At 70.1% G+C, this 24,668-nt stretch carries 24 protein-coding genes; 16 read left to right on the top strand and 8 right to left on the bottom strand.

Annotated elements, in window-relative coordinates:
- Positions 1–36 precede the first annotated feature (36 nt).
- The 4 genes from IH26_RS0128230 to IH26_RS0128215 are packed head-to-tail and all read left to right on the top strand — an operon-like array spanning position 37 to position 5,082.
- Positions 37–2,034: a beta-galactosidase gene (locus IH26_RS0128230; RefSeq protein WP_051808596.1), complete on the top strand. Its 1,998-nt coding sequence runs from the start codon at positions 37–39 to the stop codon at positions 2,032–2,034.
- Positions 2,031–2,912 (top strand): carbohydrate ABC transporter permease, encoded by an 882-nt coding sequence (locus IH26_RS0128225; RefSeq protein WP_030439270.1) that lies wholly within the window; start codon positions 2,031–2,033, stop codon positions 2,910–2,912. The genes IH26_RS0128230 and IH26_RS0128225 overlap by 4 nt, the downstream gene beginning before the upstream one ends.
- Positions 2,909–3,736 carry a carbohydrate ABC transporter permease gene (locus IH26_RS0128220; RefSeq protein ID WP_030439269.1) on the top strand — a complete coding sequence of 276 codons (828 nt, stop codon included), beginning with the start codon at positions 2,909–2,911 and terminating at the stop codon, positions 3,734–3,736. The genes IH26_RS0128225 and IH26_RS0128220 overlap by 4 nt, the downstream gene beginning before the upstream one ends.
- A gap of 14 nt (positions 3,737–3,750) precedes the next feature.
- Entirely contained in the window at positions 3,751–5,082 is a 1,332-nt protein-coding gene (locus IH26_RS0128215) for an ABC transporter substrate-binding protein (RefSeq protein WP_030439268.1), read from the top strand.
- A 44-nt stretch (positions 5,083–5,126) separates the two neighbouring features.
- Here the strand turns inward: IH26_RS0128215 and IH26_RS0128210 are convergent, their stop codons facing one another.
- The 3 genes from IH26_RS0128210 to IH26_RS0128200 all read right to left on the bottom strand — a co-directional run bounded on the left by IH26_RS0128210 (position 5,127) and on the right by IH26_RS0128200 (position 7,150).
- Complete coding sequence (locus tag IH26_RS0128210) at positions 5,127–5,807, bottom strand: cellulose binding domain-containing protein (protein WP_030439267.1); 681 nt, start codon at positions 5,805–5,807, stop codon at positions 5,127–5,129.
- Between the two features lie 124 nt (positions 5,808–5,931).
- Positions 5,932–6,741: a TrmH family RNA methyltransferase gene (locus IH26_RS0128205; RefSeq protein WP_030439266.1), complete on the bottom strand. Its 810-nt coding sequence runs from the start codon at positions 6,739–6,741 to the stop codon at positions 5,932–5,934.
- A 220-nt stretch (positions 6,742–6,961) separates the two neighbouring features.
- Positions 6,962–7,150 (bottom strand): hypothetical protein, encoded by a 189-nt coding sequence (locus IH26_RS0128200; protein WP_030439265.1) that lies wholly within the window; start codon positions 7,148–7,150, stop codon positions 6,962–6,964.
- Here IH26_RS0128200 and IH26_RS0128195 point away from each other — a divergent pair.
- Entirely contained in the window at positions 7,149–7,970 is an 822-nt protein-coding gene (locus tag IH26_RS0128195) for a GNAT family N-acetyltransferase (protein ID WP_245665574.1), read from the top strand. The two genes, IH26_RS0128200 and IH26_RS0128195, sit on opposite strands and share 2 nt — an antisense overlap.
- Here the strand turns inward: IH26_RS0128195 and IH26_RS0128190 are convergent.
- A complete protein-coding gene (locus tag IH26_RS0128190) occupies positions 7,952–8,704 on the bottom strand; it encodes a GNAT family N-acetyltransferase (RefSeq protein ID WP_030439263.1) in 753 nt (250 codons plus the stop codon). The two genes, IH26_RS0128195 and IH26_RS0128190, sit on opposite strands and share 19 nt — an antisense overlap.
- Positions 8,705–8,801: 97 nt before the next feature.
- Between IH26_RS0128190 and IH26_RS0128185 the strand changes: the two genes are divergently transcribed.
- Positions 8,802–9,695, top strand: coding sequence for an LLM class flavin-dependent oxidoreductase (locus tag IH26_RS0128185; protein WP_245665572.1), 894 nt, complete (start codon positions 8,802–8,804; stop codon positions 9,693–9,695).
- Between the two features lie 600 nt (positions 9,696–10,295).
- Here IH26_RS0128185 and IH26_RS63185 read toward each other — a convergent pair.
- Positions 10,296–10,565, bottom strand: a complete 270-nt coding sequence (locus tag IH26_RS63185) for a hypothetical protein (RefSeq protein ID WP_245665570.1) — start codon at positions 10,563–10,565, stop codon at positions 10,296–10,298.
- Positions 10,566–10,589: 24 nt separating this feature from the next.
- On the opposite strand from IH26_RS63185, the gene IH26_RS63180 reads away from it, so the two are divergent.
- Positions 10,590–11,753, top strand: a complete 1,164-nt coding sequence (locus tag IH26_RS63180) for a globin (protein ID WP_063763758.1) — start codon at positions 10,590–10,592, stop codon at positions 11,751–11,753.
- 20 nt (positions 11,754–11,773) lie between these two features.
- Here IH26_RS63180 and IH26_RS0128175 read toward each other — a convergent pair whose 3' ends face one another.
- Together IH26_RS0128175 and IH26_RS0128170 are read right to left on the bottom strand one after the other, a co-directional pair.
- Positions 11,774–12,142 carry a cupin domain-containing protein gene (locus IH26_RS0128175; RefSeq protein WP_030439260.1) on the bottom strand — a complete coding sequence of 123 codons (369 nt, stop codon included), beginning with the start codon at positions 12,140–12,142 and terminating at the stop codon, positions 11,774–11,776.
- Positions 12,139–13,428, bottom strand: a complete 1,290-nt coding sequence (locus IH26_RS0128170; RefSeq protein ID WP_051808673.1) for a MurL-like N-terminal domain-containing — start codon at positions 13,426–13,428, stop codon at positions 12,139–12,141. The genes IH26_RS0128175 and IH26_RS0128170 overlap by 4 nt, the downstream gene beginning before the upstream one ends.
- 78 nt (positions 13,429–13,506) lie before the next feature.
- On the opposite strand from IH26_RS0128170, the gene murD reads away from it, so the two are divergent.
- From murD to IH26_RS0128130, 8 genes are all read left to right on the top strand, one after another.
- Complete coding sequence (gene murD / locus IH26_RS0128165; RefSeq protein WP_030439258.1) at positions 13,507–14,856, top strand: UDP-N-acetylmuramoyl-L-alanine--D-glutamate ligase; 1,350 nt, start codon at positions 13,507–13,509, stop codon at positions 14,854–14,856.
- Between the two features lie 420 nt (positions 14,857–15,276).
- Positions 15,277–16,233 (top strand): MurR/RpiR family transcriptional regulator, encoded by a 957-nt coding sequence (locus tag IH26_RS0128160; RefSeq protein WP_030439257.1) that lies wholly within the window; start codon positions 15,277–15,279, stop codon positions 16,231–16,233.
- Between the two features lie 44 nt (positions 16,234–16,277).
- On the top strand, positions 16,278–17,591 hold the full coding sequence (locus IH26_RS0128155; RefSeq protein WP_030439256.1) for an extracellular solute-binding protein: 1,314 nt from the start codon (positions 16,278–16,280) through the stop codon (positions 17,589–17,591).
- 57 nt (positions 17,592–17,648) lie between these two features.
- A complete protein-coding gene (locus tag IH26_RS0128150; RefSeq protein ID WP_030439255.1) occupies positions 17,649–18,629 on the top strand; it encodes a carbohydrate ABC transporter permease in 981 nt (326 codons plus the stop codon).
- Positions 18,629–19,525 carry a carbohydrate ABC transporter permease gene (locus IH26_RS0128145; protein ID WP_030439254.1) on the top strand — a complete coding sequence of 299 codons (897 nt, stop codon included), beginning with the start codon at positions 18,629–18,631 and terminating at the stop codon, positions 19,523–19,525. Before IH26_RS0128150 ends, IH26_RS0128145 begins: the two co-directional genes overlap by 1 nt.
- 42 nt (positions 19,526–19,567) lie before the next feature.
- Complete coding sequence (ngcE, locus tag IH26_RS0128140; RefSeq protein ID WP_030439253.1) at positions 19,568–21,001, top strand: N-acetylglucosamine/diacetylchitobiose ABC transporter substrate-binding protein; 1,434 nt, start codon at positions 19,568–19,570, stop codon at positions 20,999–21,001.
- Between the two features lie 20 nt (positions 21,002–21,021).
- Entirely contained in the window at positions 21,022–21,927 is a 906-nt protein-coding gene (locus tag IH26_RS0128135; RefSeq protein ID WP_030439252.1) for a carbohydrate ABC transporter permease, read from the top strand.
- A gap of 9 nt (positions 21,928–21,936) precedes the next feature.
- On the top strand, positions 21,937–22,860 hold the full coding sequence (locus tag IH26_RS0128130) for a carbohydrate ABC transporter permease (protein ID WP_030439251.1): 924 nt from the start codon (positions 21,937–21,939) through the stop codon (positions 22,858–22,860).
- An 8-nt stretch (positions 22,861–22,868) separates the two neighbouring features.
- Here IH26_RS0128130 and IH26_RS0128125 read toward each other — a convergent pair whose 3' ends face one another.
- Positions 22,869–23,735, bottom strand: coding sequence for an NAD(P)-dependent oxidoreductase (locus IH26_RS0128125; protein ID WP_030439250.1), 867 nt, complete (start codon positions 23,733–23,735; stop codon positions 22,869–22,871).
- Between the two features lie 80 nt (positions 23,736–23,815).
- Between IH26_RS0128125 and IH26_RS0128120 the strand changes: the two genes are divergently transcribed.
- The gene (locus IH26_RS0128120; RefSeq protein WP_030439249.1) at positions 23,816–24,661 is read left to right on the top strand and encodes an aldo/keto reductase; all 846 of its coding nucleotides are present in this window, start codon (positions 23,816–23,818) and stop codon (positions 24,659–24,661) included.
- Positions 24,662–24,668 lie beyond the last annotated feature (7 nt).

Raw genomic sequence — 24,668 nt, 5'->3', positions numbered from 1 at the left:
GATCACACCCCGCTCTTAGTGTGTGCACGTTCACACATGTGCACGTGCACACACGGCGAGGGAGATCCGTTGATCACGCTGGGCTGCGATTACAACCCGGAGCAGTGGCCGGCCGAGGTGTGGGCCGAGGACGTCGCGCTGATGCGGGAGGCCGGGATCACCCTGGCCGCGATCAACGTGTTCGGCTGGTCCGAGACCGAGCCGCGCCCGGGCGAGTACGACTTCAAGAACCTGGACGCGATCGTCGAGCTGCTGCACGAGAACGGCATCCGGGTCAATCTCGGCACCGGGACCGCCTCGCCGCCGCCGTGGCTGGCCACCCGCCACCCGGAGCTGCTGCCGATGGCCGCCGACGGCACCCGCCGCTACCCGGGCGGCCGGCAGGGCTGGTGCCCGAGCTCGCCGGTCTTCCGTTCGTACGCCCTGCGGCTGGTCGAGCAGGTGGCCCAGCGCTACGGCGCCCACCCGGCGATCGCGCTCTGGCACGTCTCCAACGAGCTGGGCTGCCACAACGCGCTCTGCTACTGCGACGAGTCGGCGAGCGCGTTCCGCCGCTGGCTGCGCGCTCGCTACCAGACCATCGACAATCTCAACACCAGCTGGGGTACGTCGTTCTGGAGTCAGCGCTACGGCGACTGGGACGAGATCCTCCCGCCCCGGGCCGCGCTCTCGCTCCGCAACCCCGCGCAGATGCTCGACTTCCGCCGGTTCTCCTCCGACGAGCTGCTCGGCTGGTACCACGCCGAGGCCGCGGTCCTCCGCGGGCACAGCACCGTGCCGGTCACCACGAACTTCATGGTCACCGCGCACATCCGCGACCTGGACTACTGGCGGTGGGCGCCGGCGATGGACGTGATCGCCAACGACCACTACCTCGACCACCGCCTCGGCGACCCGGCCGCCGAGCTGAGCTTCGCCGCCGACCTGACCCGGGGCCTGGCCGGCGGCAAGCCGTGGATCCTGATGGAGCAGTCCACCGGCGCGGTCAGCTGGCAGCCGCACAACCTGGCGAAACAGCCGGGGGAGATGCTGCGCAACACGCTCACCCACGTGGCCCGCGGCGCCGACACGATCTGCTTCTTCCAGTGGCGCGCCTCGACCCAGGGCAGCGAGAAGTTCCACTCGGCGCTGCTGCCGCACGCCGGCGCCGACACCGAGCAGTGGCGCGAGGTGCTGGAGCTGTCCGGCGCGCTGGGCCGGCTGGCCGAGGTGGCCGGCTCGACGGTCGAGGCCGACGCCGCGGTGCTGTTCAGCTGGGAGTCGTGGTGGGCCGCCGAGCAGGAGGGCCGGCCGTCGACCGCGGTCGACTACCTCGCCCAGGTGCACGCCGCGTACGGGGGACTGCGCGAACTGGGCGTGACCGCCGACGTGGTGAGTCCGGACGGTGACCTCGACCGGTACCGCTTCGTGGTGGTGCCCTGCCTTTACCTGGTGAGCGACGAGCAGGCCGCGCGGATCGAGACGTTCGTCGAGCGGGGCGGGACCGTGCTGGTCACGTTCTTCAGCGGGATCGCCGACCAGGACGACCGGATCCGCCTCGGCGGCTACCCGGGCGCGTTCCGGGAACTGCTCGGGGTCAGCGGCGAGGAGTTCTTCCCGCTGCTGCCGGCGACCACGGTCACCCTCGACGACGGCGGCACGGCCACGCTGTGGACCGAGCGCCTCCGCACGACGACGGCCCAGGCCAAGGCCTCGTACGTGGACGGCCCGCTGCCCGGCGTCCCCGCGATCACCCGCAATCGGTTCGGCGCGGGCACCGCCTGGTATGTCGCAACAAATCTGGACAAAACGGCGCTACAAAGAGTCTTGGGCGAGGCGGCCGGCGTGACCACCGGCCATCCCGGCGGCCTCGAGGTAGTTCGTCGACATAAATCAGGCAAGTCGTATCTGTTCCTGCTCAACCACGGGGCCCACGAGATCGAATACCCGGCCACCGGTACCGACCTGATCAGCGGGGAACGGGCGGACGGCTGCGTGCGGGTGCTGCCGGGAGGCGTACGCGTGCTGGACGAAGAACAAGGGGAACGGCCGTGAGGGGATCACGCAGCGGAAGCCGGCACCTGGCCGCCGTCGGCTTTTTCATCACGCCATTCGCGGCGCTGTTCGCGCTGTTCTACCTCGTGCCCATCGGGTACGCCGTGGTCCAGTCGCTCTACCAGGTCAAACGCACCGGCACCTTCGGCCCGGCGCACGACGTCTTCGGCGGCCTGGTGCAGTACCGCCGGGTCTTCAGCGACTCGCCGTTCTGGCAGTCGGTCGAGCGGGTGCAGCTGTTCGGCATCGTGCAGGTGCCGGTCATGCTCGGGCTGGCGCTGATCCTGGCGCTGCTGCTCGACTCCGGCCTGGTCCGCGGCAAGCGGTTCTTCCGGCTCGCGTTCTTCCTGCCGTACGCGGTGCCGGGCGTGGTCGCCGCGATCATGTGGGGCTACCTGTACTCGCCGAACCTGTCGCCGTTCACCGCGTTCACCGCGCACGTCCACCTGCTCGGCGCCGACCTCGTCCTCTGGTCCATCGCCAACGTCGTGACCTGGGTGTACGTCGGCTACAACATGCTGATCATCTATGCCGCGCTGCTCGCGATCCCGCCGGAGATCTACGAGGCGGCCCGGATCGACGGCGCCGGGTACTTCCGGATCGCCTGGTCCATCAAGATCCCGATGGTGCTGCCGGCGATCGTGCTCACCACCGTCTTCTCGATCATCGGCACCCTGCAGCTGCTGGCCGAACCGCAGGTCTTCCGCAGCTTCTCGTCCGCGGTGTCCAGCACCTACACGCCGAACCTGACCGTCTACGCGACCTCGTCGGTGCCGAACTTCCACCTGGCCGCGGCGTTCTCGGTGGTGCTCGCGCTGGCCACGTTCGTCCTCTCCTTCTCGTTCCTCAAGTTCACCCAGCGCAAAGGCGTCCAATGACCGTGCTTACCCGGCGTGCCGCCGCCATGCTGGTCATGGCCGTCTGCACCGTCTACTTCCTCACCCCGCTCTGGTGGCTGTTCGTGGGCGCCACCAAGCCGGGCGGCCGCGGCGTGGGGCTCTGGTTCGACCACTTCCAGCTCGGCTCGAACCTCCACGCGGTGCTCACCTACCAGGACGGGATCTTCCTGCGCTGGCTGGCGAACAGCATCGCCTACACCGTCGGCGCCGCCGCGATCGGCACGCTGCTGGCCGCCATGTGCGGATACGCGCTGGCCAAATACCGCTTCCCGGGCCGGGAGACGCTCTTCAACATCGTGCTCGGCGGGGTGCTCGTCCCGGCCACCGCGCTCGCGCTGCCGCTGTTCCTGCTGTTCAGCCAGGCGCACGCGGCCAACACGTTCTGGGCGGTCTTCCTGCCCAGCCTGGTCAACCCCTTCGGGGTCTACCTGGCGCGCATCTACGCCACGTCCTCCGTTCCGGACGAACTGCTCGAGGCGGCCCGCATCGACGGCGCCGGCGAGGTGCGCTCATTCTTCACCCTTTCCGTACGCCTGATGGCGCCGGCCCTGGTGACGATTTTCCTCTTCCATTTCGTGGCCGTCTGGAACAACTTCCTGTTGCCGCTGATCATGCTCGGCAACCAGAAGCTGTTCCCGGTCACGCTCGGCCTCTACACCTGGAACTCACAGGTGGACCAGCGCCCGGAACTGCGCGGCCTGGTCCTCGTCGGCGCCTGTTTGTCGCTCGCGCCGATGCTCATCGCTTTCCTTTCCCTCCAGCGTTTCTGGCGCAGTGGCCTGGGCGCGGGTTCCCTCAAGTGAAGTCAGGAGTTGACATGCGGCGTACGCTCGCGGTCCTGCTTTTATCCACCCTCTCGATCACCGCTTGTTCCTCGAATTCCTCCTCCTCTTCCGCCGGCGGTTCCTCGACCACGGCCGCGGCCAGCTGCGCGCCGGCCAGCGGGCCGGTGACGCTGACCTTCACCTCCTGGGTGCCGGACATCCAGAAGGTCGTCGACATCTGGAACCAGGCCAACCCGAACATCCAGGTCAAGGTGCAGACCGGGCCGAACGGCAACGGCGGCACGTACCAGAACTTCTTCAACCAGCTCAAGGCCGGCAACGCGCCCGACCTCGGCCAGATCGAGTACGACGCGCTGCCCAGCTTCCGGGTCCAGGACGGCCTCACCGACCTCGGCTCCTGCTCCGAGGTGACCGCGGCCAAGGACCAGTTCGTGGACTGGACCTGGAACCAGGTCAGCTTCGGCGAGCAGGGGCACGTCTACGCGATCCCGCAGGACGCCGGGCCGATGGCGATGTTCTACCGCAAGGACCTGTTCGAGAAGAACGGCATCAAGGTGCCGACCACCTGGCAGGAGTACGCCGACGCGGCGGTCAAGGTGAAGGCGGCCGGCGGCTACATCACCAACTTCTCCACCGGCGACCCCAACCAGTTCGCCGGGTTCGCCTGGCAGGCCGGCGCGCACTGGTTCACCAACGACGGGACGAACTGGACCGTCAATCTGACCGACCCGGCGAGCAGCAAGGTCGCCGCGTACTGGCAGGACCTGATCGACAAGAAGCTGGTCTCGGCGGTGCCGCCGTGGACCGACGAGTGGAACAACGCGTACAACACGAGCAAGGACTGGACCTGGGTGTCCGCGGTGTGGGGCGCGAACACGATCTCGTCCGGCGCGCCGAAGACCTCGGGCAAGTGGGCGGTCGCGCCGATGCCGCAGTGGACGGCCGGCGAGCAGGCGGCCGGTGACTGGGGCGGCTCGTCGACCGCGGTCTTCAAGGGCAGCAAGCACCCGTACGAGGCGGCGAAGTTCGCGCTGTGGCTGAACACCTCGAGCGAGGCGCTGACGGCGCTGAACAAGGCCGCCGCCCTGTACCCGGCGGCCAAGGCGGGCACTTCCCTGCCGGCGCTGAGCGAGGGCGTCCCGTTCTACGGCAACCAGAAGATCTACGACGTCTTCGCGGCGGCGTCCGCCCAGGTCAAGCCGGACTTCACCTGGGGGCCGACGATGACCCAGACGTACGCCGACGCGGGCGACGGCTTCAAGGCGGCGGCGTCGGGCACCGGGACGCTGCTCAAGGCGCTGACCGACGCGCAGGCGAGCACCATCAAGACCCTGCAGTCGCAGTCCATCCCGGTCAAGGGATAGGGGTTCGGCGGGTGGCCGGCCCACGCCCCCGGCCACCCGCCATCTCACGAGCAGGAGGCTCCGTTGACCGAGCACCCGCTCGGGGTCTCGGAGCCGTTGACCTTGTCGAACTGGAAGCGCATCTGGGCGCTGGAGCCGGGAGCGAGCGGCACCGACGAGGTCCAGGTGTAGGTGTTCCCGCGCCGGACCATGGTGGGCTGCGGCAGCCCCTCCAGCCAGGACGTCCGCAGGTTCCCCGGATACGTCAGCGTGACGGCCCAGTTCTGCCCGGCGCCGGTGAGGTTGGTGAGCCGCACCTCGCCGATGAAGTTGTCGCTGTAGGAATTGACCACGTCGTAGTGCCCGCTGACGGCGACCGGGCGGGGAGGCTCGGTGGTCCGCGGCGGGGTGGTCCGGGGCGGGTTGTTCGGCGGCGGGTCGTTCGGCGGCGGGTCGTTCGGCGGCGCGGTGGTCCGCGGCGGGTTGACCACCACGGGAATGGTCCGGCTGGTCGGCTTCGGGTCCGGGTTCGCCGGGTCGATCGGTGGCGCGCTCGACGGGAGGGTCGGGACCAGACTGACCGGCCCCTGCGGCCCCGAAGTACCACCCGGCAGGGTGAATGCCGGCTCGGGCGGCGGCAAGGTCTGGGTCTGCGCCGGCGTGAGGCGAACAATCGTGACGATGGTGAAAGCCACGAGAGCGGCGACGGCCAGGATCGGGGGAAGCCATGGCAGCACACGCGCCATAGCGGATTTTTCCTGCATTTACCCACATCCCGGGTCACTGTTCGTTTTTCCGGAGACAGGGTATCGATCGCCGGGCCTCGCGAGAAGCCCTGAATTTCGACTTTGAAAGACTAGGCCCTAGTGGTCAGCCGGCCGACGGTGAACGGCAGAGTTCCCAAAAGGCGATGGCCGCGGCCGTGGCCACATTGAGCGAATCGACCCCGCTCTGCATCGGAATCACCACCCGGACGTCGCTGGCCGCCAGCGCCGCCCGGGTCAGCCCCGGCCCCTCGGCCCCCAGCATCAGGGCCGGCCGCGCCCGGTCGGCCGCGGTCAGCTCCGGCAGCGGCACGGCGTCGTCGGCCGGGGTCAGCGCGAGCAGCCGGAACCCGGCCGCCGAGATCGTCTTGAGCGCCCCGGGCCAGTCCTCGACCTTCACGTACGGGATCGCGAACACCGCACCCATGCTCACCCGCACCGCGCGCCGATAGAGCGGGTCCGCGCAGGTGGGCGACAGCACCACCGCGTCGATGCCGAGCGCGGCCGCGCTGCGGAACAGCGCCCCGAGATTGGTGTGCGTATTCAGCCCTTCGAGCACCGCGAGCCGCCGGGCGCCGGCCAGCAACTCCGCGAGCGACGGCAGCTCCCGCCGGTGGAACGAGGCCAGCACCCCGCGATGCACGTGAAACCCGGTGATCGACTCGAGGACCTCGGGCGTGGCGGCGTAGACCACCGCATCCGCCGGCAGGTCGGCGAACTGGTCGGCCCGCTTCTCGTCGACCAGCACCGAGCGCAGCCGGTACCCCGCGCGCAGCGCCCGGCGGATGACCAGCTCACCCTCGGCGATGAACAACCCGTTCGGCGGCTCCCATTTGGTGCGCAGCTCCAGGTCGGTCAGCGCGCGATAATCCCCGATCCGCGGATCATCCGCGCCCTCCACCCGAAGCAGAACCATCCCGCCATTGTGCCGAGCGCAGGGCCTGTGTCGAAGTAGGAGTCGGGCTGCGGCGTGGTCCAGCCGCCGCCTGGGCGCACGCCGCGAACACCCGAATACCACCCCGGTATTCGGGCGCCCGCGGCGCGCACCCGGACGACGCCTGGACCTCGCCGCGCTCCGGCCCCTTCTTCGACACAGGCCCTGGGGCACAACGACGGGCGGCGGGCGATGGGGCCGGTCAGCCCCCGGTGCGGCGATTACCGAACGACTTGCGCGTGGGCACCGCCCCGCGCCCATGCTGCTGGTCGGACGCCTGCGCGGTGGCCACGCCATGCGCGTGCTTCTTGTGTTTGGCCGCCCGGCGAGCGGCCCGGTTGAGAAACTCCTCCGGCTGCTCGGCCTGCTCCTGCTGCTCCTCGTCGGACATGGTGGCAGCCTATATGCGCCCTGCGACAACAATGAGCCGCATCATGACAACAGAGTTGACCACCACACGCCTCCGGCTGCGTCAGTGGCGCGACGCCGACCGTCCCGCCTGGGCCGCGCTCAACGCCGACCCCGAGGTCCGCGAGTTCTTCGACCATCCCCTGACCAGGGCGGAGTCCGACGCTGTTTTGGACCGTTTCCAGTCCGACCTGGCCACCCGGGGCTGGGGCTGGTGGGCCCTCGAACTGGCCGCCACCGGCGAACTCATCGGCATGGCCGGCCTCGACCCGACCGAGGACGACATCCCCGTCTCCGGCGTCGAGATGGGCTGGCGCCTGGCTCGCGCGCATTGGGGCCGAGGCTACGCCACCGAGGCCGCCCGGGCCGTGCTCGACTTCGCCTTCGACACGCTGGCGCTCCCCGAGGTCCTGGCCATCGCCGCGATCGGCAACACCCGCTCGCACGCGGTCATGACCCGCCTCGGCATGACCCGCCTCCGCACCTTCACGAACCCCACCGAGCCGCCCGAACTTGCCGAATCAGTCATTTACCCATCAAAACCACTTGACCGTACGGCGAGGACAAGTCCCGCCTCTTCCGCGCGGCTGGTTGCAGCTCACCCTCCGTGCGTGGCCGCCGGGCTGTCCTGCATGGCTGAGCCCGCCGCCGCCCGCCGAGGCGGCGCCCCCGGCCGGGGCGCCGTCACGGGCTGTCACGGGCTGTCACGGGCTGTCACGGGCTGTCACGGGCTGTCACGGGCTGTCACGGGCTGTCACGGGCTGTCACGGGCTGTCACGGGCCGTCACGGGTGGGAGATGTAGAGGCGGTTGCCGGTCGTGCGGTAGCCGATTCGTTCGTAGATGCGGCGGGAGTCGGTGCCGGACGCCTCCAGCCAGGCGATCTCGGTGCCGGCCTCGAACAGGTGGGTGGTCACCGTGGCCGTCACCGCCGACGCGAGGCCCCGACGGCGGTACTCCGGGCGGATGGCGATGCCGGCCACCTCGCTGACCCCGTCGTGCGGCGGGACCGCCTGGCCGCCGCCGGCGCAGGTGCCGTCGTCGCCGGCCACGGCCATCACCGCAACGCCGCCCCGGGACTGCAGGCGGGACATGCGCTCGACGTCGGCGTCGCGCGGTGCGGGGCCGCCGAAGGCCTCGTGCTGGGCGGTGACCATGGCGAGCCGCTCGGCGTCGTCCGCCGGCTCCCGCAGGGCGAAGCCGGCCGGCGCCGGCGGGGGCGCCAGGGTGTCCGGGCGGCAGGTCAGGTACTCGTGCCGGGCCTCGACGGTGAAGCCGGCCGCCACCAGCAGCGCCTCCAGGCCGGGGGCGCTGCTGGTCACGTACTCGAGACGGGGTTGGCGGTTGGCGATCTCGACGGCGCGCACCAGGGCCGTCACGTCGGCGGCCGAGATCGCCGCGCCCGGACGAGGGGTGGCGTAGTTGATCCCGGGATTCGGGGTGCTCGGATCGAAACCGATCACGAACGGCCCGGACTCGATCGGCGCCGGGCGGCTGGACAGGTTGGACAGGACGGACTGCTGGATGCGGGCATCCACGTTCAAGGTTGACCTCTACGCGTACGAAGGAATGGCGGAAGAAAACGTCGGACCGCCGCGCCATGATCTCGCCGCTGTCAACGTCTAGGGTGAGGGCGTGAGCGAAGATCGCACGGGGCCCCGGATCGGTTTCATGTTCGACCGGGGGCGGCCGCCCGAGGAGTTGCCCGGGTACGCGGCGCTGCTCGACGAGCGGGGCGCGGACGACCTGTGGGTGGTCGAGGACCTCGGCTGGACCGGCTCGATCAGCGCCGCGGCGCTCGCCCTGGCCGGCACCCGGCGGCTGCGGGTCGGGCTGGGCATCGCGCCGGTCGCCCTGCGGAACGCGGCCCTGCTCGCGATGGAGGTGGGCAACCTCGCGCGGGTGCACCCCGGACGGCTGGTGGCGGGCGTCGGCCACGGCGTACCGGAATGGATGCGCCAGGTCGGCGCGGAACACGCCGGCAAGCTGGCGATGCTCGAGGAGACGATCGTCGCGGTGCGCGGCCTGCTCGCCGGCGACGAGGTCGTGCTGCACGGCCGCGAGGTCACGGTCGACGGGCTGCGGCTCGTGCACCCGGCCGCGGTGGTGCCGCCGATCGTCACCGGCGTGGTGCGGCCCCGCTCGCTGGAGCTCTCCGGCCGGGTCGCCGACGGGACGATCCTGGCCGAGGGGGCCGGCCCGGCCCAGGTGGCCGCCGCGCTGACCCACATCGACCGCGGCCGCGCGGCGGGCGACCGCCCCGGCCACGAGCTGATCGTCTTCGCGTTCCTGCGCGTCGACGACGACCGGGACCGGGCGGCCGAGGCGGCGCGCGAGGTGGTCGCGGGCCAGGCGGCGTGGCTGGGCGTCGAGCCGTCCGAGGTGTTCGGCATGTTCGGCCCGGCGTCGGTACTCCCGGCTCAGGTCGAGGCCCTGCACCGGGCGGGCGCCGGGACGGTCGTGCTCCGCCCGCTCGGCGCCGACCCGGACGGCCAGACCCGGGCCGCGCTGGCCGCCCTCGCCCGCTGAATTTCGTGGCGTAGCCCTCGTCGCGGGTAGGGAGACGGAGGGCTCCGGGCGGCAGTACGGTTGTACTGTTCACGTGACCGCCGAGCGGGGGTGTGGCTGTTGTCGTCCGGATCGAGCTCGGGTTCGGGGGCGGACCAGCACCTGTTGGCGCTGCTCCGAGCCATCCGCCTGCGGCAGGCCGCGCCCGACGCGGCGGAGGCCGGCGCCGCCGACACGGCCGCGGCCCTGACCCGCCCGGAGGATCTGGCCGGCCGCGGACCGCGCGCGGAAACGGAGCCTGCCGAGGAGCCGAATCCGGAGTGGGAAGCCGGCTCGGTGCGGCCCGATTGGGCGTCGAGCCGGTTGCCGGAAACGCCGACGGACGACCCAGACGAGACCGACATTTCCGAAATAGGCTCGGCGGGCGAAATTTCCGTCGCGGGCGAGGCGGCTGCCGCTGAGGTGCCTGCCGTCGGGTCGTTCTTCGATCGGGCATCGGTGCTGCGGTCGCCGGATGGGCCACTGCGCGACGAACCAGACGACCGCCACGGCGAGGGTCGGCCCGCCCGGTCCGCCGAGGGTCGGCTCCGTCCAGGTGAGGGCGGCGAGGGTCGGCTCCGTTCAGGCGAGGGCGAGACCGGGCGGCCTGGCGCGGGTGCGGCCGGGCGGCTTGGTGAGGGTGCGGCCGGGCGGCTTGGTGAGGGTGCGGCCGGGCGGCTTGGTGAGGGTGCGGCCGGGCGGCTTGGTGAGGGTGTGGCCGGGCGGGCTGGGGGCGCGTCGGAGGTGAGTGCGGCGGCCGTGGGCGGGCTGATCGGGCGGCCCCGGTGGGCGTCGGGCGATCCCGACGTGGAGGGACAGGCTCCCGGCGTACCGCAAAGGTCTGGCAGTCAACCGCGACCGCCGCGCTTCGAGGGAGTGACGGCGGCGGCGCCCGGGCGGGCGCCCGCGGTCGACGGCATGGACCCGGCCGACGATGCGCTGCTGCGGCAGACTCAGGGGCTGCTGCGGGAGAGCCTGGACTTCGCCGGCGGCGGTACCGCGGTGGCCGGTCGGCTGCGGCTGGCCCTGCACACCGCGCGGCCCGAGGTGGTCGCGGCGCTGCCGGGGGACGCCGCCACGCAGACCGCCAAGCTGGCCGCGGGGTTGGTCTGGCTGGTCGATCACCTTGATCAGCCGCCGCTGCTGGTGGGTGGGAGCGCGCGGCTCGGGGCGGCGCTCGCGGCGTGTGGCGTGCCGCCGCGGGGACTGCAATTCGTCGGGGCGGCGCTGGCCGAGGCCTTGCGGGCCGGGTCGCCGGCGGGGGAGTGGCGGCAGGAGTTCGAGCTGGCCTGGCGGTCGACCTGGCAGCACGTGTACGAGTGGATGCAGGTCACCGACCAGGACGAACCGGTCAGCTGGACCGCCGTGGTCGTCTCGCACGAGCTGCGCCGGCCCGATCTGGCGGTGATCCGGCTGCGGCCGTACCTTCCGATGCCGTTCCGGCCGGGGCAGTACGCGCGGATCGAGGTCAACCGCCTGCCGGGGATCTGGCGGCCGTATTCGCTGGCCGGCGCGCCGCGGCGGGACGACCTGGTCGAGCTGCACGTGCGGGCGAAGACCGAGACCGGGGTGAGCGGCACGCTGGTGCACCACACGGTGGTCGGCGACGAGGTGCGGATCGGGCGCGCCGAGGGGGAGATGGGGCTGCCCGAGGGGCCCGGCCGCAACCTGCTGATGATCGCCGGGGACACCGGGGTGGCGCCGCTCAAGGCGCTGCTGACCGAGCTGGCCGACACCGGGGACGGGCGGTCGGCCGTGCTGTTCTGGGGCGTGCGCGACCTCGCCGAGCTCTACGACATCGACGAGATCGCCGAGATCGCGCGGCTCGCGAAACGGGCCACCGTGGTGCCGGTGGTGTCCGAGGGCGATCCGGGGCCGTACGCGTCCGGCCTGGTCACCGACGCGGTCGCCGCCTACGGCGAGTGGTCCCGGCACGAGGTCTACCTGGCCGGGCCGCCGCTCATGCTGGCCGCCACCAGTGCCGCCCTGCACCTGCTCGGCGTGCACCCGGAGCGCATCCACCACGACGCCCCGGAGTAGGCACGACGCCCCGGAGTAGGTCAGGGGAGCGGCGTGGCGTACCCCGGGAGCGACGGCCACCGGACGGTGAGGACGAGCGACTCCTCCTCGGCGTGCCACGAGTGGTCGACGCCCTTGCCCCAGAGCACGTAATCGCCCGGCCGGGCCAGGGTGACCCGGCGATCCGGGAACTCCAGCGTGAACCGGCCGCTGATCAGGAACAGGATGGCCGTACGGTCCTCGCCGCGCACCCACTCGGCGCGCCGGTCGCCGGCCGGGTGCCGCCCCCACTTGACCTCGACCTCGGGGCTGTGCCGCGGGTCGTCGCCGGGCTGGAAGTAGCCGACCAGCCAGCCGCGCTCCTTCGGCGCGTCCCGATCGGCGCTGCCGACGTAGATCTCGCCGCTCATGCCAGCGCGGCATCCAGGATCTTCGCGTACGCCTCGGGCAGGTACGTCCGCCCGCCCGGCGTCAGCACGTCATCCCGCGACGCCTCGGCCCAGGCCGTTGCCGGCACCGCGGCCCGCAGCGCGACCAGCACCGGCGCGTCGTCGGTCAGCATCGAGAGCGCCACCAGCGACTCCTCGACCTCGCCGACGCACTCGAACGGCTTGTGCGCGTCGATCCCGAGCAGCTCGAGGAAGCCGGGCACCTGGGCCGGGTCGGCGAACAGGTCGTGGCCGAAGATGTGGTTGAGCCGGGCCCGGTCCATCGCCGGCGCCATCGCCAGGTAGACGAACCGGCACTTCGGGCAGTCGCCGCACCACCGGACGGCCGGGTCGTGCAGCTTGAACGCCTTGTTGCAGCTGGTCACCACGTCGTCGTAGGCGTCGTGCCGGGCGAACAGCTGAGCGATGTGCAGCTCCGACAACGACCGCAGGAGCGAGAAGTACGGCTCGGTCAGCCCGCTGTGCGCGATGACCGCCTGCCGGAGCAGGCCCTCGGCGGCCAGCCCCTTCGACCACTGGTGGTTGATCTCGTGGCCGTTCCAGGTCAGGTTGGGGTCGCTCGCCGAGCGCTCGTTGGACATCACGACCGGGCCGAGCCCGTGCCAGGCCGCGGTGGCGATCGCGATCAGCGAGTTGATGGCGGTGACCGGGATGTGGCCGTTGAGCGCGGCGCCCGACCTGTTGAGCTCGAACAGGCTCGGGTCGAGTTGACGCCGGGCGGCCAGTGCGGGCAGGCCGGAGGCCGCGTTCACCGCCTTGATCACCGGGTTCGGGTTGACCGAGAAGGGGACCGGGGCGAGCCCGGCGTCGCGCAGGATCTCCAGCGTGACGATCGAGTCCTTGCCGCCGCCGACCGCGGAGAGCGGACGGCCGTGCGAATTGTCCACCGGGGCGGCGGGCTCGCTCGTGCCGGGCACCTCGACGGTCAGCTCCAGGACGTGCGCGAGGTGGTTGCGGTACGCGTACTCGGCCATTCCGTCCGTGTAGACCGCGGTGAAGAAGTCAGCTGCGGCCCGGGGGACCGCGGCGGGCGCCACCACCCGGGCCGGCGCGCCGACCTTGTAGTAGCTGACCCCGGCCACCACGTGCAGCAGGTCGAGCACCCGGTGAAAGGCCTCCGGCACCGGCCGGTCGGCGACCGGGAAGGTGATCGTCTCGGTGAACGACAGGGGGTCCGGGCCGTCGAGCAGGTAGTCGAACGTGGCGACGCCGGTCTGCGGGTCGAACGCGTACGAGGGAAAGCGCATGACGTCGAACCGCACCCGGAATCTCCTGTCTTTCTGTCGACCGGCAATACTAGTTCGACTCGACGAGGAGGTTGCGACGTGCGCCTGGCAGACCTGAACGGCTGGTCCGTGGCGGTGTGGGGGACCGGGCGGGAGGGCCGGGCCGCGGTCCTGGCGATCGCGCCGCACCGGCCGTCGCGGCTGATCGCGGTCGACGACAGCGCCAACTTCCTCTCCATCCCGTGGGAGGGCGAGCTCGCCGCGAAGGCGCCGCTGGCCGGCGGAGATCACGCCTTCCCCGCTCTGGTGACCGCCGACGTGGTGGTCCGCTCGCCCGGCGTGCCGCAGACGCACCCGTGGATGAAGGAGCTGCGCGAGCGCGGTGTCACGGTCACCGGCGGTAGCGCCCTCTGGATGGCAGATAACGCAGCGCGAACGATCGGCGTCACCGGCAGCAAGGGCAAGAGCACCACCTCGAGCCTGATCAGTCACCTGCTGACCGCGGTCGGCCGGCCCAACGTCTTCGGCGGCAACATCGGCGTACCGCTGCTCGACCTGCCGCCGGCCGCCCAGTATGTGCTGGAGCTGTCCAGCTACCAGTGCGCCGACCTGGCCGACTCGCCGCGGGTCGCGGTGGTGACCGCGCTGTTCCCCGAGCACCTCGACGCGCACGGCGGCGAGCGGGAGTACTACCGGGACAAGCTCAACCTGCTCCGGCACGGCCCCGAGATGATCGTGGTGAACGGCGCCGACCTGCGGCTGCGCGACGAGATCCGGGGCATCTGCGACCTGAACGGGTTCCCGCCGATCCCGGCCGGCGCCGACGACTCCCGGTTCCGGGTCGAGGACGAGTGGGTGCACTGCTCGGACGAGCCGCTGTTCCACCGGGAGGCGCTGCACCTCAAGGGCGCGCACAACGGCCGCAACCTGTGCGTGGCGCTGGCCGTGCTGGACGGCCTGGGCGTGGACGTGCCCGGGATGAAGGACGAGTTGCGGGCCGCCGTCGAGTCGTTCGAGGGGCTGCCGCACCGGCTCGCCGAGATCGCCGACCCGTCCGGGCTGACCTTCGTCGACGATACGCTCTCGACGAGTCCCTACTCGGCGATGCACGCGATCGAGGCGTACGCGGGCCGGCCGCTCACCGTGCTCCTCGGCGGCACCGATCGCGGGCTCGACTACGCTCCGCTACGCGAGTTCCTCGCCGATCGGGAACTCACCGTGATCGGCATCCCCGACTCCGGCCCGCGGATCGTCGAGGAGCTGGCCGGGCTGTCCGGGGTGGTCACGGAGGTCGCCGCGGATCTGCCGGCCGCCGTGCGTCTCGCGCGAAAGATGACCCCGGACGGCGGCGTGGTCCTGCTGTCCCCGGCGGCCCCGAGCTACGGCCGCTACCGCAACTTCGAGCACCGCTCCGAGGCGTTCGCCGCCGCGATCCGCGAATCCGCCTGACCGGGTTTCCGGCGCCCGGGCGGCACGGCCCGGCGGCCGGGTGACCAGCGCGAGGGCACGCCGGGCGGCCCGCTGAACCGGGGACGGACAGCATCGGCGGGGACGTCCCCACGCGTACGGTAAATCTTTTGATCATGTTACGAACCGTTCGGAACTTCACCCGCACGGTCGATTCCGCACGGCCCTGACGCGCACCGGACCATGGGCCGAAAGTGCGATGACAGAGTGGTATAAAACCGCCCATGTGACTGTGGTCACGTCGTAAAGAACATTTCCGGATTGATGGCCGTCAAGCGGCCCGCGTTCATCGGCCCAGGTCAGGTAACGGTTTGAAAACTTCGCCCACGGTCTTGACACGAGGGGCCATTTAGTAAGAACTTTTACCGCGACAGTAAACAGTCCTTCCTGAAAGGGTGGCCGATGAGCGAGCCAGAGATGGACGGCGCCGCGCCGACCGCGGTCGTCGACTCCCTGGTCGCCGATCAGGGTCAGCCGTCGGACGGCGTTCTCCTGCGCGTCCGCTCGCTGCTGCCGGAATTCACCGGCGCGCTCCGGCGAGTGGCCGAGCAGGTCCTCACCGACCCGGCGGCGGCTTCCCGCGCCACCATCGTCGAGCTCGCCGAGCGCAGCGGCACCTCACCGGCGACCGTCACCCGGTTCTGCCGCGCGCTCGGCTTCGACGGATACGCCGACCTGCGGCTCGGGATCGCGGCCGAGACGGGACGGGCGCGCTCGGCCGGCTGGACGGTGGACATCGGCCGCGAGATCCAGCCGAACGATCCGCTCGAGCGGGTCCTCGGCCAGATCATGGCGGCCGACACCCGGGCGATGCACGACACCGCCGCGCTGCTCGACCTCGCCGAGGTGGAGCGGGCCGCGACGGCGATCGCGGCGGCGCGCCGGGTCAACATCTTCGGCGCCAGCGGGAGCGCGCTGGTCGGCGAGGAGATGCAGTTCAGCCTGCATCGGATCGGCGTGCCGGTGTGGGCCTGGACGGACGTGCACAACGGGCTGGCCAGCGCCGCGCTGTCCCGCCCCGGCGACGTCGCGCTCGGCGTCTCGCACTCGGGCGAGACCGGCGAGACCATCGAGCTGCTCGCCGAGGCGAGCAGCCGGGGCGCGACCACTGTCGCCCTGACCAGTTTTCCCCGCTCACCCCTCGCCGAGCTCGCCGACATCGTGTTGCTCACGGCGACCCAGGCGACGACGTTCCGGCCGGATGCGCTCAGTGCTCGGCATCCGCAGCTGGTCGTGCTGGATCTGCTCTACGTCGCGGTCGCGCAGCGAACCCACGAACGTTCGCACGCGGCCTTCCAACGCACCGCTCAAGCCGTCCATGGCCACAAGGCGGCCAAGGACGGAACACGACACGACTGATTCCCACCCCCATAGCGATAGATGACTCCCCCTCTGGAGGAAGCGTGAAGCGCAAGATCGTGGCGGCGGCGGCCATCGCCGCAACGCTGCTGGGCGCCGCTGCCTGCGGCTCCAAGACCGATAACTCCCCCACCACCTCCGCTTCCGGCGCCGTCGACGGCAAGGGCAAGACCCTCAAGGTCTGGCTGATGATCGACGCGCAGAGCGGCTGGAAGGGCGTCGTCGACGACGCGTCCCAGCGGTTCACCGCCGCCACCGGCGCGCAGGTCAACGTCGAGTACCAGGAGTGGGCCAACCACCTCACCAAGCTCGACGCCACGCTGGCCGGCAACGACGTACCGGATGTGATCGAGCTCGGCAACACCGAATTCCCCAAGTACGTGTTCTCCCAGGCGTTCGCGGCCATCAACCCGGCCGACTACGAGAACTCGGGCACCTGGCTGCAGGGCCTCAAGGGCGCGTGTGACTTCGAGGGCAAGACGTACTGCGTGCCCTACTACGCCGGCGCCCGGGTGCTGATCTACCGCACCGACCTGTTCAAGAAGGCCGGCATCGCCGCGGCCCCGAAGACCTACGACGAGTTCCTGTCCGACGCCGACAAGCTGCAGGCCACGCAGAAGTCGGATGCCAAGTTCGGTGCCGTCTACATGCCGGGCCAGTACTGGTACGCGGCGATGTCCTGGGTCAAGGCGTCCGGCGGCGACATCGCCAAGCAGGACGGCCAGAAGTGGGTCGGCCAGCTCTCCCAGCCTTCCTCGGTCGCGGGCCTGCAGAAGTGGGTCGACATGGCCAAGAAGTACTCGAAGGCCGACCCGACCAAGAACGAGAACGACCAGGCCGGCATCTTCGCCCAGGGCGAGGCGGGCATGTTCTACGGCAACGCCTGGGAGCAGGGCGCGGCCGAGCAGGTCAAGAAGGACCCGAACGACCCGAACTCCAAGCTGGTCGACACCAAGGTCAAGGGCAAGCTGGCCGCCGCGCCGATGCCCGAGATCCCGTCCTTCCTCGGCGGCTCGAACCTCGGCGTCACCGCGAAGAGCCAGAACAAGCAGCTGGCCGCTCAGTGGATCAAGTACTTCACGGACAGCACCTCGATGGCCGGCCTGGTTAAGGCGAACGCGCTGCCGAACTCGACCGCGCTGCTGGACAAGGCCGCCGCGGACAACCCGACCATCGCGCCGGCCGCGCTCGCCGCGAAGAGCACCTGGTTCACCCCGAACGCGGAGAAGTGGGCGGACGTCGAGAAGGGCAACATCCTGCAGACGATGCTCAGCGACATCCTGACCGGCAAGAAGTCCGTGGCCGACGGCGCCAAGTGGGCCGACGACCAGATCAACACCACGCTCAACGACAACTGATCCCCATGCTGCCGCCCGCCTGGAGGCGGGCGGCAGCAGAACGGCAAAGGAACGTTGATGTCCGTCGTCGAAACCCCGGCGACCCGCCGGACGGGCGGGTCCACACCGCACCGTGCTTCCGGTCGCGCGACCCGGACGCGCCGCCGCCGTCAGGGGTCGGGCCTGCCCTGGCTCCTCTCCGTCCCCACGCTGCTCCTGCTCGCCGGGCTGCTCGGCTATCCGCTGGTGCGGATGGTCGTGCTGTCCTTCCAGAACATGCGGCTGCGCGAGCTGATCAGCGGCCGTACGCCCCCGTGGGTCGGCCTCGACAACTACACCAGGGTCCTGAGCGACTCGGTCTTCTGGACCGTGGTGGGCCGCACGGTCGCTTTCACGGCCGTCGCGGTGATCATCTCCGTCGTGATCGGGCTCGCGATCGCGCTGCTGATGCGCCGGGTCGCCCACGGCGTACGCATGCTCATGATCGTCGCGATGATGTTCGTCTGGGCGATGCCGCAGCTGGTCGCGGCGCAGGCCTTCCGCTGGATCACCGATTCCGACTTCGGTGTCCTCAACTACCTGCTCGACATGCTGCCCGGCGTGCACTACCAGAACCACAGCTGGTTCGTGAACCCGTGGCAGGGCTGGTCGGTGATCACCACGCTGGTGGTCTGGGCCGGCATCCCGTTCCTCGCGATCACCCTGAACGCCGGGCTCACCCAGGTGCCGAAGGAGCTCATCGAGGCGGCCACGGTGGACGGCGCGACGTTCTGGCAGGCGCTACGCAACATCATCCTGCCGATCCTGAAGCCGCTGCTGACGATCGTGACGACGCTGTCGGTGATCTGGGACTTCGGCCTGTTCACGCAGAACTGGGCGCTGCGCGACGGCCACCCGGAGCCGGAGTACCAGACGCTCGCGACCTACTCGTACACGCAGGCGTTCGGGCAGTCCCGGTACAGCCTGGGCTCGGCCATCTCGGTGATCACCGTGCTGCTGATGCTCGGCGTGATGGCGTTCTACATCCGGCAGATGTTCAAGATCGGGGAGGTGGACTGATGGTCGCCACCACCGCGGCCGCGCCGGCCGCGCGGCCGCGCCGGCGGGTCGACGACGGCGTGATGACGGTCGGCCGCAGCCGGGCCGGCACGATCGCGGCCAACACGATCGGCGTGATCTTCTCGCTGTTCATGCTGTTCCCGGTCTACTGGGTGCTGAACACCGCGTTCAAACCGCCGACCGAGGTGCTGGCGCTGACGCCGACGTTCGTGCCGACCCACCCGACCTTCGACAACTTCCTGTCGGCCTTCAAGGCGCAGTACTTCCTGCAGGACATGCTCAACGGACTGGTCGTCACGCTGATGGCGGTGGCCGGCGCGCTGGTGGTCGGCTTCCTGGCGGCGCTGGCGATCGCCCGGTTCAAGTTCTTCGGCCGGAAGGGGATCATCCTGGTGATCCTCGCCGTGCAGTTGGTGCCGTTCATCGCGCTGCTGATCCCGCTCTTCCTGATGCTGCAGCGGGTGTCCTTGACCGACAGTCTGATCGGTGTGAGTATCACCTACTTGGTCCTGATCTTGCCCTATACGGTGTGGACGCTGCGCGGCTTCATCTCCGGGATTCCCCGCGAGCTGGACGAGGCCGCGCTGATCGACGGCTGCACCCGTGGCCAGGTGTTCTGGCGGATCATCCTGCCGCTGACCGGCCCCGGCCTGGTCGCGACCAGTGTGTACGGATTCATCCAGGCCTGGAACGAATTCATCATCATCAACACCCTGAACAGCCCGGCCAAGCAGAACCTGATGGCCTGGCTGCTGCAGAACCAGACCACCCGCGGTACCGCCTGGGGTCCCCTCATGGCCGGTGCGATCATCACCTCGATCCCGGTGGTGGTCTTCTTCTTGATCATCCAACGCAATATCGCCACCGGTCTCACCGCCGGTGCTGTGAAGGGCTGATCCGCTCCCCCAACAGATGAGCACAAGCACTGAGGAGATGCTGTGACCGAGATATTCAAGGCCGAGGTCGATCGCCGTACGCTGCTGCGTCGGGCGGCAGCCGTCGGTCTGATGGCCACCCCCGCGGTGGGCATGCTGAGCGCCTGCGTCGGCGGTGGCAACGACAACAGCACCAAGCAGTCGACCGGCACCAAGTCCGCGGACAACCCGCTGGGTATCGACCCCAAGGCGGGCGTCGAGATCATCATCTTCAACGGCGGCCTGGGCACGGCGTACGCCACCGACGTTGACATCCCGCTGTTCAACAAGAAGTGGCCGGACGCCAAGATCACCTACTCGAACACCGAGCAGATCTCGACGGTCGTGCAGCCCCGGATCAACGCCGGCAGCCCGCCCGACATGATCAACAACTCGGGCTCGAACCTGATGGACTTCGGTGCGATCGTGAAGGCCGGCCAGGCCGCCGACCTGACCGACCTGTTCGCGGCGCCGTCCTGGGACGTGGCCGGCAAGACCGTGGCCGAGACGCTGGTGCCGGGCGCCGTCGAGCAGGGCACGTACGACGGCAAGCCGTTCGCGATGAACTACTCGTTCACCGTCTTCGGCCTCTGGTACAACAAGAAGCTCTTCGACACCAAGGGCTGGAAGATCCCGACCACCTGGGCCGACTTCACCGCCCTGTGCGACACGATCAAGGGCGCCGGCCTCACGCCGTTCGGTTACGCGGGCGCCAACGCGTCGTACTACATGGTCCGTGCCCTGCTCACCAGCGCCGCCAAGATCGGCACCGAGCAGGCGCTGAAGGACATCGACAACCTGAAGCCCGGCGCGTGGACCGCCGACCCGATCATGAAGGCCGCCCAGGCCTGGGGCGAGATCGGCAACAAGTACATCAACAAGACCTACCTGGGTCTGCGGCACACCGAGGTCCAGCTCCAGCAGGACCAGGACAAGCTGGCGTTCTACCCGTGCGGCTCGTGGCTCGAGAACGAGCAGTCGAAGGACACCCCGCCCACCTTCCAGTACGCGGTGGCCGCGTACCCGAGCGTGACCACCTCGGACCAGCTCCCGGCGACCGCGATCAACGCGGCGGCCGGCGAGATCTACTTCGCGGCGGCCCACGGCAAGAACCCGCAGGGCGGCAAGGAGTTCATCCGCGGCATGCTCTCCAAGGAGGCGGCGCTGGGCTTCACCAAGCTCACCAAGTCGCTTACGGTGGTGGCGGGCGCCGCGGACGGCCAGACCATCTCGCCCGGCCTGACCAGCGCGAACGACCTGCTCGGCAAGGCCGGCAAGGACGTCTTCATGGGCTACCTGTTCGACACCTGGTACAAGAAGCTCGACGACGAGTCGCGCGCCGCCGTCAACGACCTGATGTTCAAGGGCGGCGACGCGGCGAAGTTCTGCCAGCGCATGGAGGCGGCGTCCCAGGCGGTCGCCAAGGACTCCTCGGTCACCAAGTTCACCCGCAGCTGAGTTTAGGTAGGTAGGACGCCATGCGGCACGGCAAGTATCCCTTCATCATCGGCTTCCTTGTCGTGCCGGTGGCGCTCTACTGCACCTTTGTGGTGGCGGCCTACCTCCAGGCCTTCCAGTTGTCCTTCACCGGCTGGTCGGGCTTCGGCCGGATCACGTACATCGGCTTCGAGAACTTCCACAAGCTCTGGAACGACGACCTGTTCTGGCAGTCGTTGCGGCACAACCTGTTCCTGCTGATCCTGCTGCCGGTGGTCACGGTCGCGGTGGCGCTCGTGATCGCGTTCCTGCTCAACGTCGGCGGGAGCAGCCGGGGCGGCCAGACCCGCGGCGTCCGCGGGTCGAAGGCGTACCGGATCATCTTCTTCTTCCCGCAGTTGCTGGCCCTCGCCATCGTCGCGGTGATCTTCCAGCGGGTCTTCGGGCCGGACAAGAGCGGCATGCTCAACGGCCTGTTCCCCGCCTCCTGGAATCCCTGGCTGTTCCTCGCCGACGAGCGCTGGGCGATGACCTGCATCCTGATCGTGCTGATCTGGCAGGCGGTCGGCTTCTACGTGGTGCTGTTCTCGGCCGGCATGGGCTCGATCCCCGCCGAGATCTACGAGGCGGCCGCGCTGGACGGCGCCTCCCGGATCACGCTGTTCTTCCGGGTCACCATCCCGCTGCTCTGGGGCACGATCCAGGTCGCCTGGGTCTACCTGGGCATCGCGGCGTTCGACGCGTTCGCCGTCGTCAACATCATGAGCGTCGACCGGGGTGGACCGAACGGCGCGACCTCGGTGCTGAGCCTGATGATCTGGCGCAACACGTTCGAGTTCTCGCAGGTGGGCTACGCCTCCGCGATCGGCGTCGTGCTGTTCTTCCTGACCCTGACCTTCGCCGCGCTGACCCTCCGGGTCACCCGCCGCGAGTCCCTGGAAGCCTGAGGAGGACCGATGACCAACCTCACCAGCGTCCCGGGCGCCGACGTCGTACCCACCCCCGCCGCCAAGAGCGCGGGCCGCAAGCCCGCCGTGAAGCGCGAGGTCAACGCGCTCACCGGGATGGCCCACATCGGACTGATCCTGTGGGCGATCGCCACCGCCGGCCCGCTGATCTGGGTCGTGCTCGCCTCGTTCAAGAGCAACACCGAGATCTTCCTGGGCAAGCCGTTCGCGCTGCCGGAGCACTGGTCGTTCAAGACGTACGCGGACGCGTGGACCGAGGCGCACGTCGGGCGCTACTTCGTCAACAGCGTCATCGTCGTCATCCTCAGCACCGCCGGGACGATGGTGCTCGGCTCGATGGCGGCCTACGTGCTGGCCCGCTACCGGTTCTGGGGCAACCGGTTCATCTACTACCTGTTCGTGTCGGGTCTCGCGTTCCCGACCTTCATGGCGCTGGGCCCGCTGTTCTACATCCTCAAGGGCATGGGGCTGCTCGGCACGTACACCGGCCTGATTCTGGTCTATATCGCCTACTCGCTGCCGTTCACGGTCTTCTTCCTGGCGGCGTTCTTCAAGACGCTGCCGTACGAGATCGAGGAGGCGGCCACCGTCGACGGCGCCTCGCACACCCGCAAGTTCTTCCAGATCATGATGCCGATGGCGCGCTCCGGCCTGGTCAGCATCACCATTTTCAACATCGTCGGCCAGTGGAACCAGTACCTGCTCCCGCTGGCGATCATCACCGGCCCGGGCACCGACAACAAGCTGCTGCTGACCCAGGGCATCGCCAAGATCAGCGTCTCGGCCGGCTACCACGCCGAGTGGTCCACGCTGTTCGCCGCCCTGACCCTGTCGATCCTCCCGATGATCATCGTCTACGCCATCTTCCAGCGGCAGATCCAGGCCGGCCTGACCGCCGGCGCGGTGAAATAACGACGGGACTAGTCCCAGCTGGCCAGGTAGGAGGCGGCCATGTCCTTGTCGGCGTGGCCCTGTTCGGCGGCGCGGCGGAACCGTTCCGCGCCGGCCTCGGCCACGTCCAGGCGTACGCCATGGTCGCGGCCCGCGTCGACGATCAGCCGGGCGTCCTTCTCGGCCGTGTCCACCGCGAAGCTGGCCGGCGCCAGCCGGTCCTCGAGGATGAGCTGCGCCTTCGCGCGCAGGTAGCCTAGATCCAGCGGGCCGCCGGCGATCAGCTCGAAGAACGCGGCCGGCTCGACGCCCAGCCCCTTGGCCAGCGCCAGCGTCTCGGCGGCGCCGTGCGTCACGGCCAGCACCCAGCTGTTCGCGACCAGCTTGAGCTTGGTGGCGCTGGCGTCGGCCGCGTCGGTGCCGGTCCACGTGGTCCGGGCGCCGACCGCGTCGAAGATCGGCCGCACCGCTTCCCGGTACTCCGCGGGGCCGGCCGCCAGCACGCTCAGCTGCCCGGCCTCGGCCGGCTGGCGGGTGCCCAGCACCGGGGCGTCGAAGAAGATCACGCCGCGTTCGGCGGCCGCGGCGGCGAGCTTGGCCACGTCGGCGGGGGAGGACGTGGTCGACTGGATCCAGTAGGTGCCCGGGCGCAGCGCGTCGGCCGCCTGCTCGATCACCTCGCGCACGGTCGCGCCGTCGAAGAGCATGGTCAGCACGACGTCGGCGTGCCGGACGGCCTCGGCCGGGGTCGCCGCGGTGGGCAGGCCGGTCGCCTCGGCCTTGTCCCGGGTGCGGTTCCACACCGTCACGTCGTGCCCGGCCTTGGCGATGTTGCGGGCCATCGCGGCGCCCATGATCCCGGCGCCGAGGACGGCCACGGACAGTTTCTCGGTCATGTCCTCATCTTGCCTGCTTCGCCTGTTGGACGCCGGGCCCGCGTTACACCAAGGTAGTAAGGGTTGTTTGAGGAGGACCCATGGAGACCCGTCGCATCGGCGACACCACGGTCGGCGCGATCGGGCTCGGCGGGATGCCGATGTCGATCGAGGGCCGGCCGGACGAGGAGCGCTCGGTCCGGACGATCCACGCCGCGCTCGACGCCGGCATCACCCTGATCGACACGGCCGACTCGTACCACATCCACGCCGACGAGGTGGGCCACAACGAGGCGCTGATCGCGCGGGCGCTCGCCACGTACGGCGGGGACAAGTCGTCGGTGCTGGTCGCCACGAAGGCCGGGCACCTGCGCCCGGGCGACGGCAGCTGGACGGTGGACGGCTCGCCGTCGTACATCTTCGAGGCGTGTGAGGAGTCGCTGAAGCGGCTCGGCGTCGACGCGATCGACCTCTACCAGTACCACCGCCCCGACCCGCGGGTGCCCTGGGCCGACTCGATCGGCGCGATCCGCGACCTGCTCGACGCCGGCAAGATCCGGATGGCCGGCGTCTCGAACGCGAACCCGGGGCAGATCCTCGAGGCGCGGGAGATCCTCGGCGGCCGCTTGGTCTCGGTGCAGAACCAGTTCTCCCCGTCGTTCCTCTCCTCGGCGCCCGAGCTCTCCCTCTGCGACGAGCTGGGCATCGCCTTCCTGTCCTGGTCACCGCTGGGCGGCATCCGCCGGGCCGGCTCCCTCGGCGGCGGGTTCGCCACCGTCGCCACGCGGCACGGGGTCAGCCCGCAGCGGGTCTGCCTGGCGTGGCACCTCGCCAAGTCCCCGGTGGTGATCCCGATCCCCGGCGCCAGCCGGCCGGACACCATCGTCGACTCGGCGCTCGCACCGAAGCTGACCCTGACCGCCGACGACCTCGCCCTTCTCCCCTGAGGACCTG

Origin of the sequence: Actinoplanes subtropicus (genome assembly GCF_000721705.1) — a bacterium.
Classification (GTDB): domain Bacteria; phylum Actinomycetota; class Actinomycetes; order Mycobacteriales; family Micromonosporaceae; genus Actinoplanes; species Actinoplanes subtropicus.
Note: the sequence above shows the minus strand (reverse complement) of the source record. Positions and strands in the feature narration are given on the sequence as shown.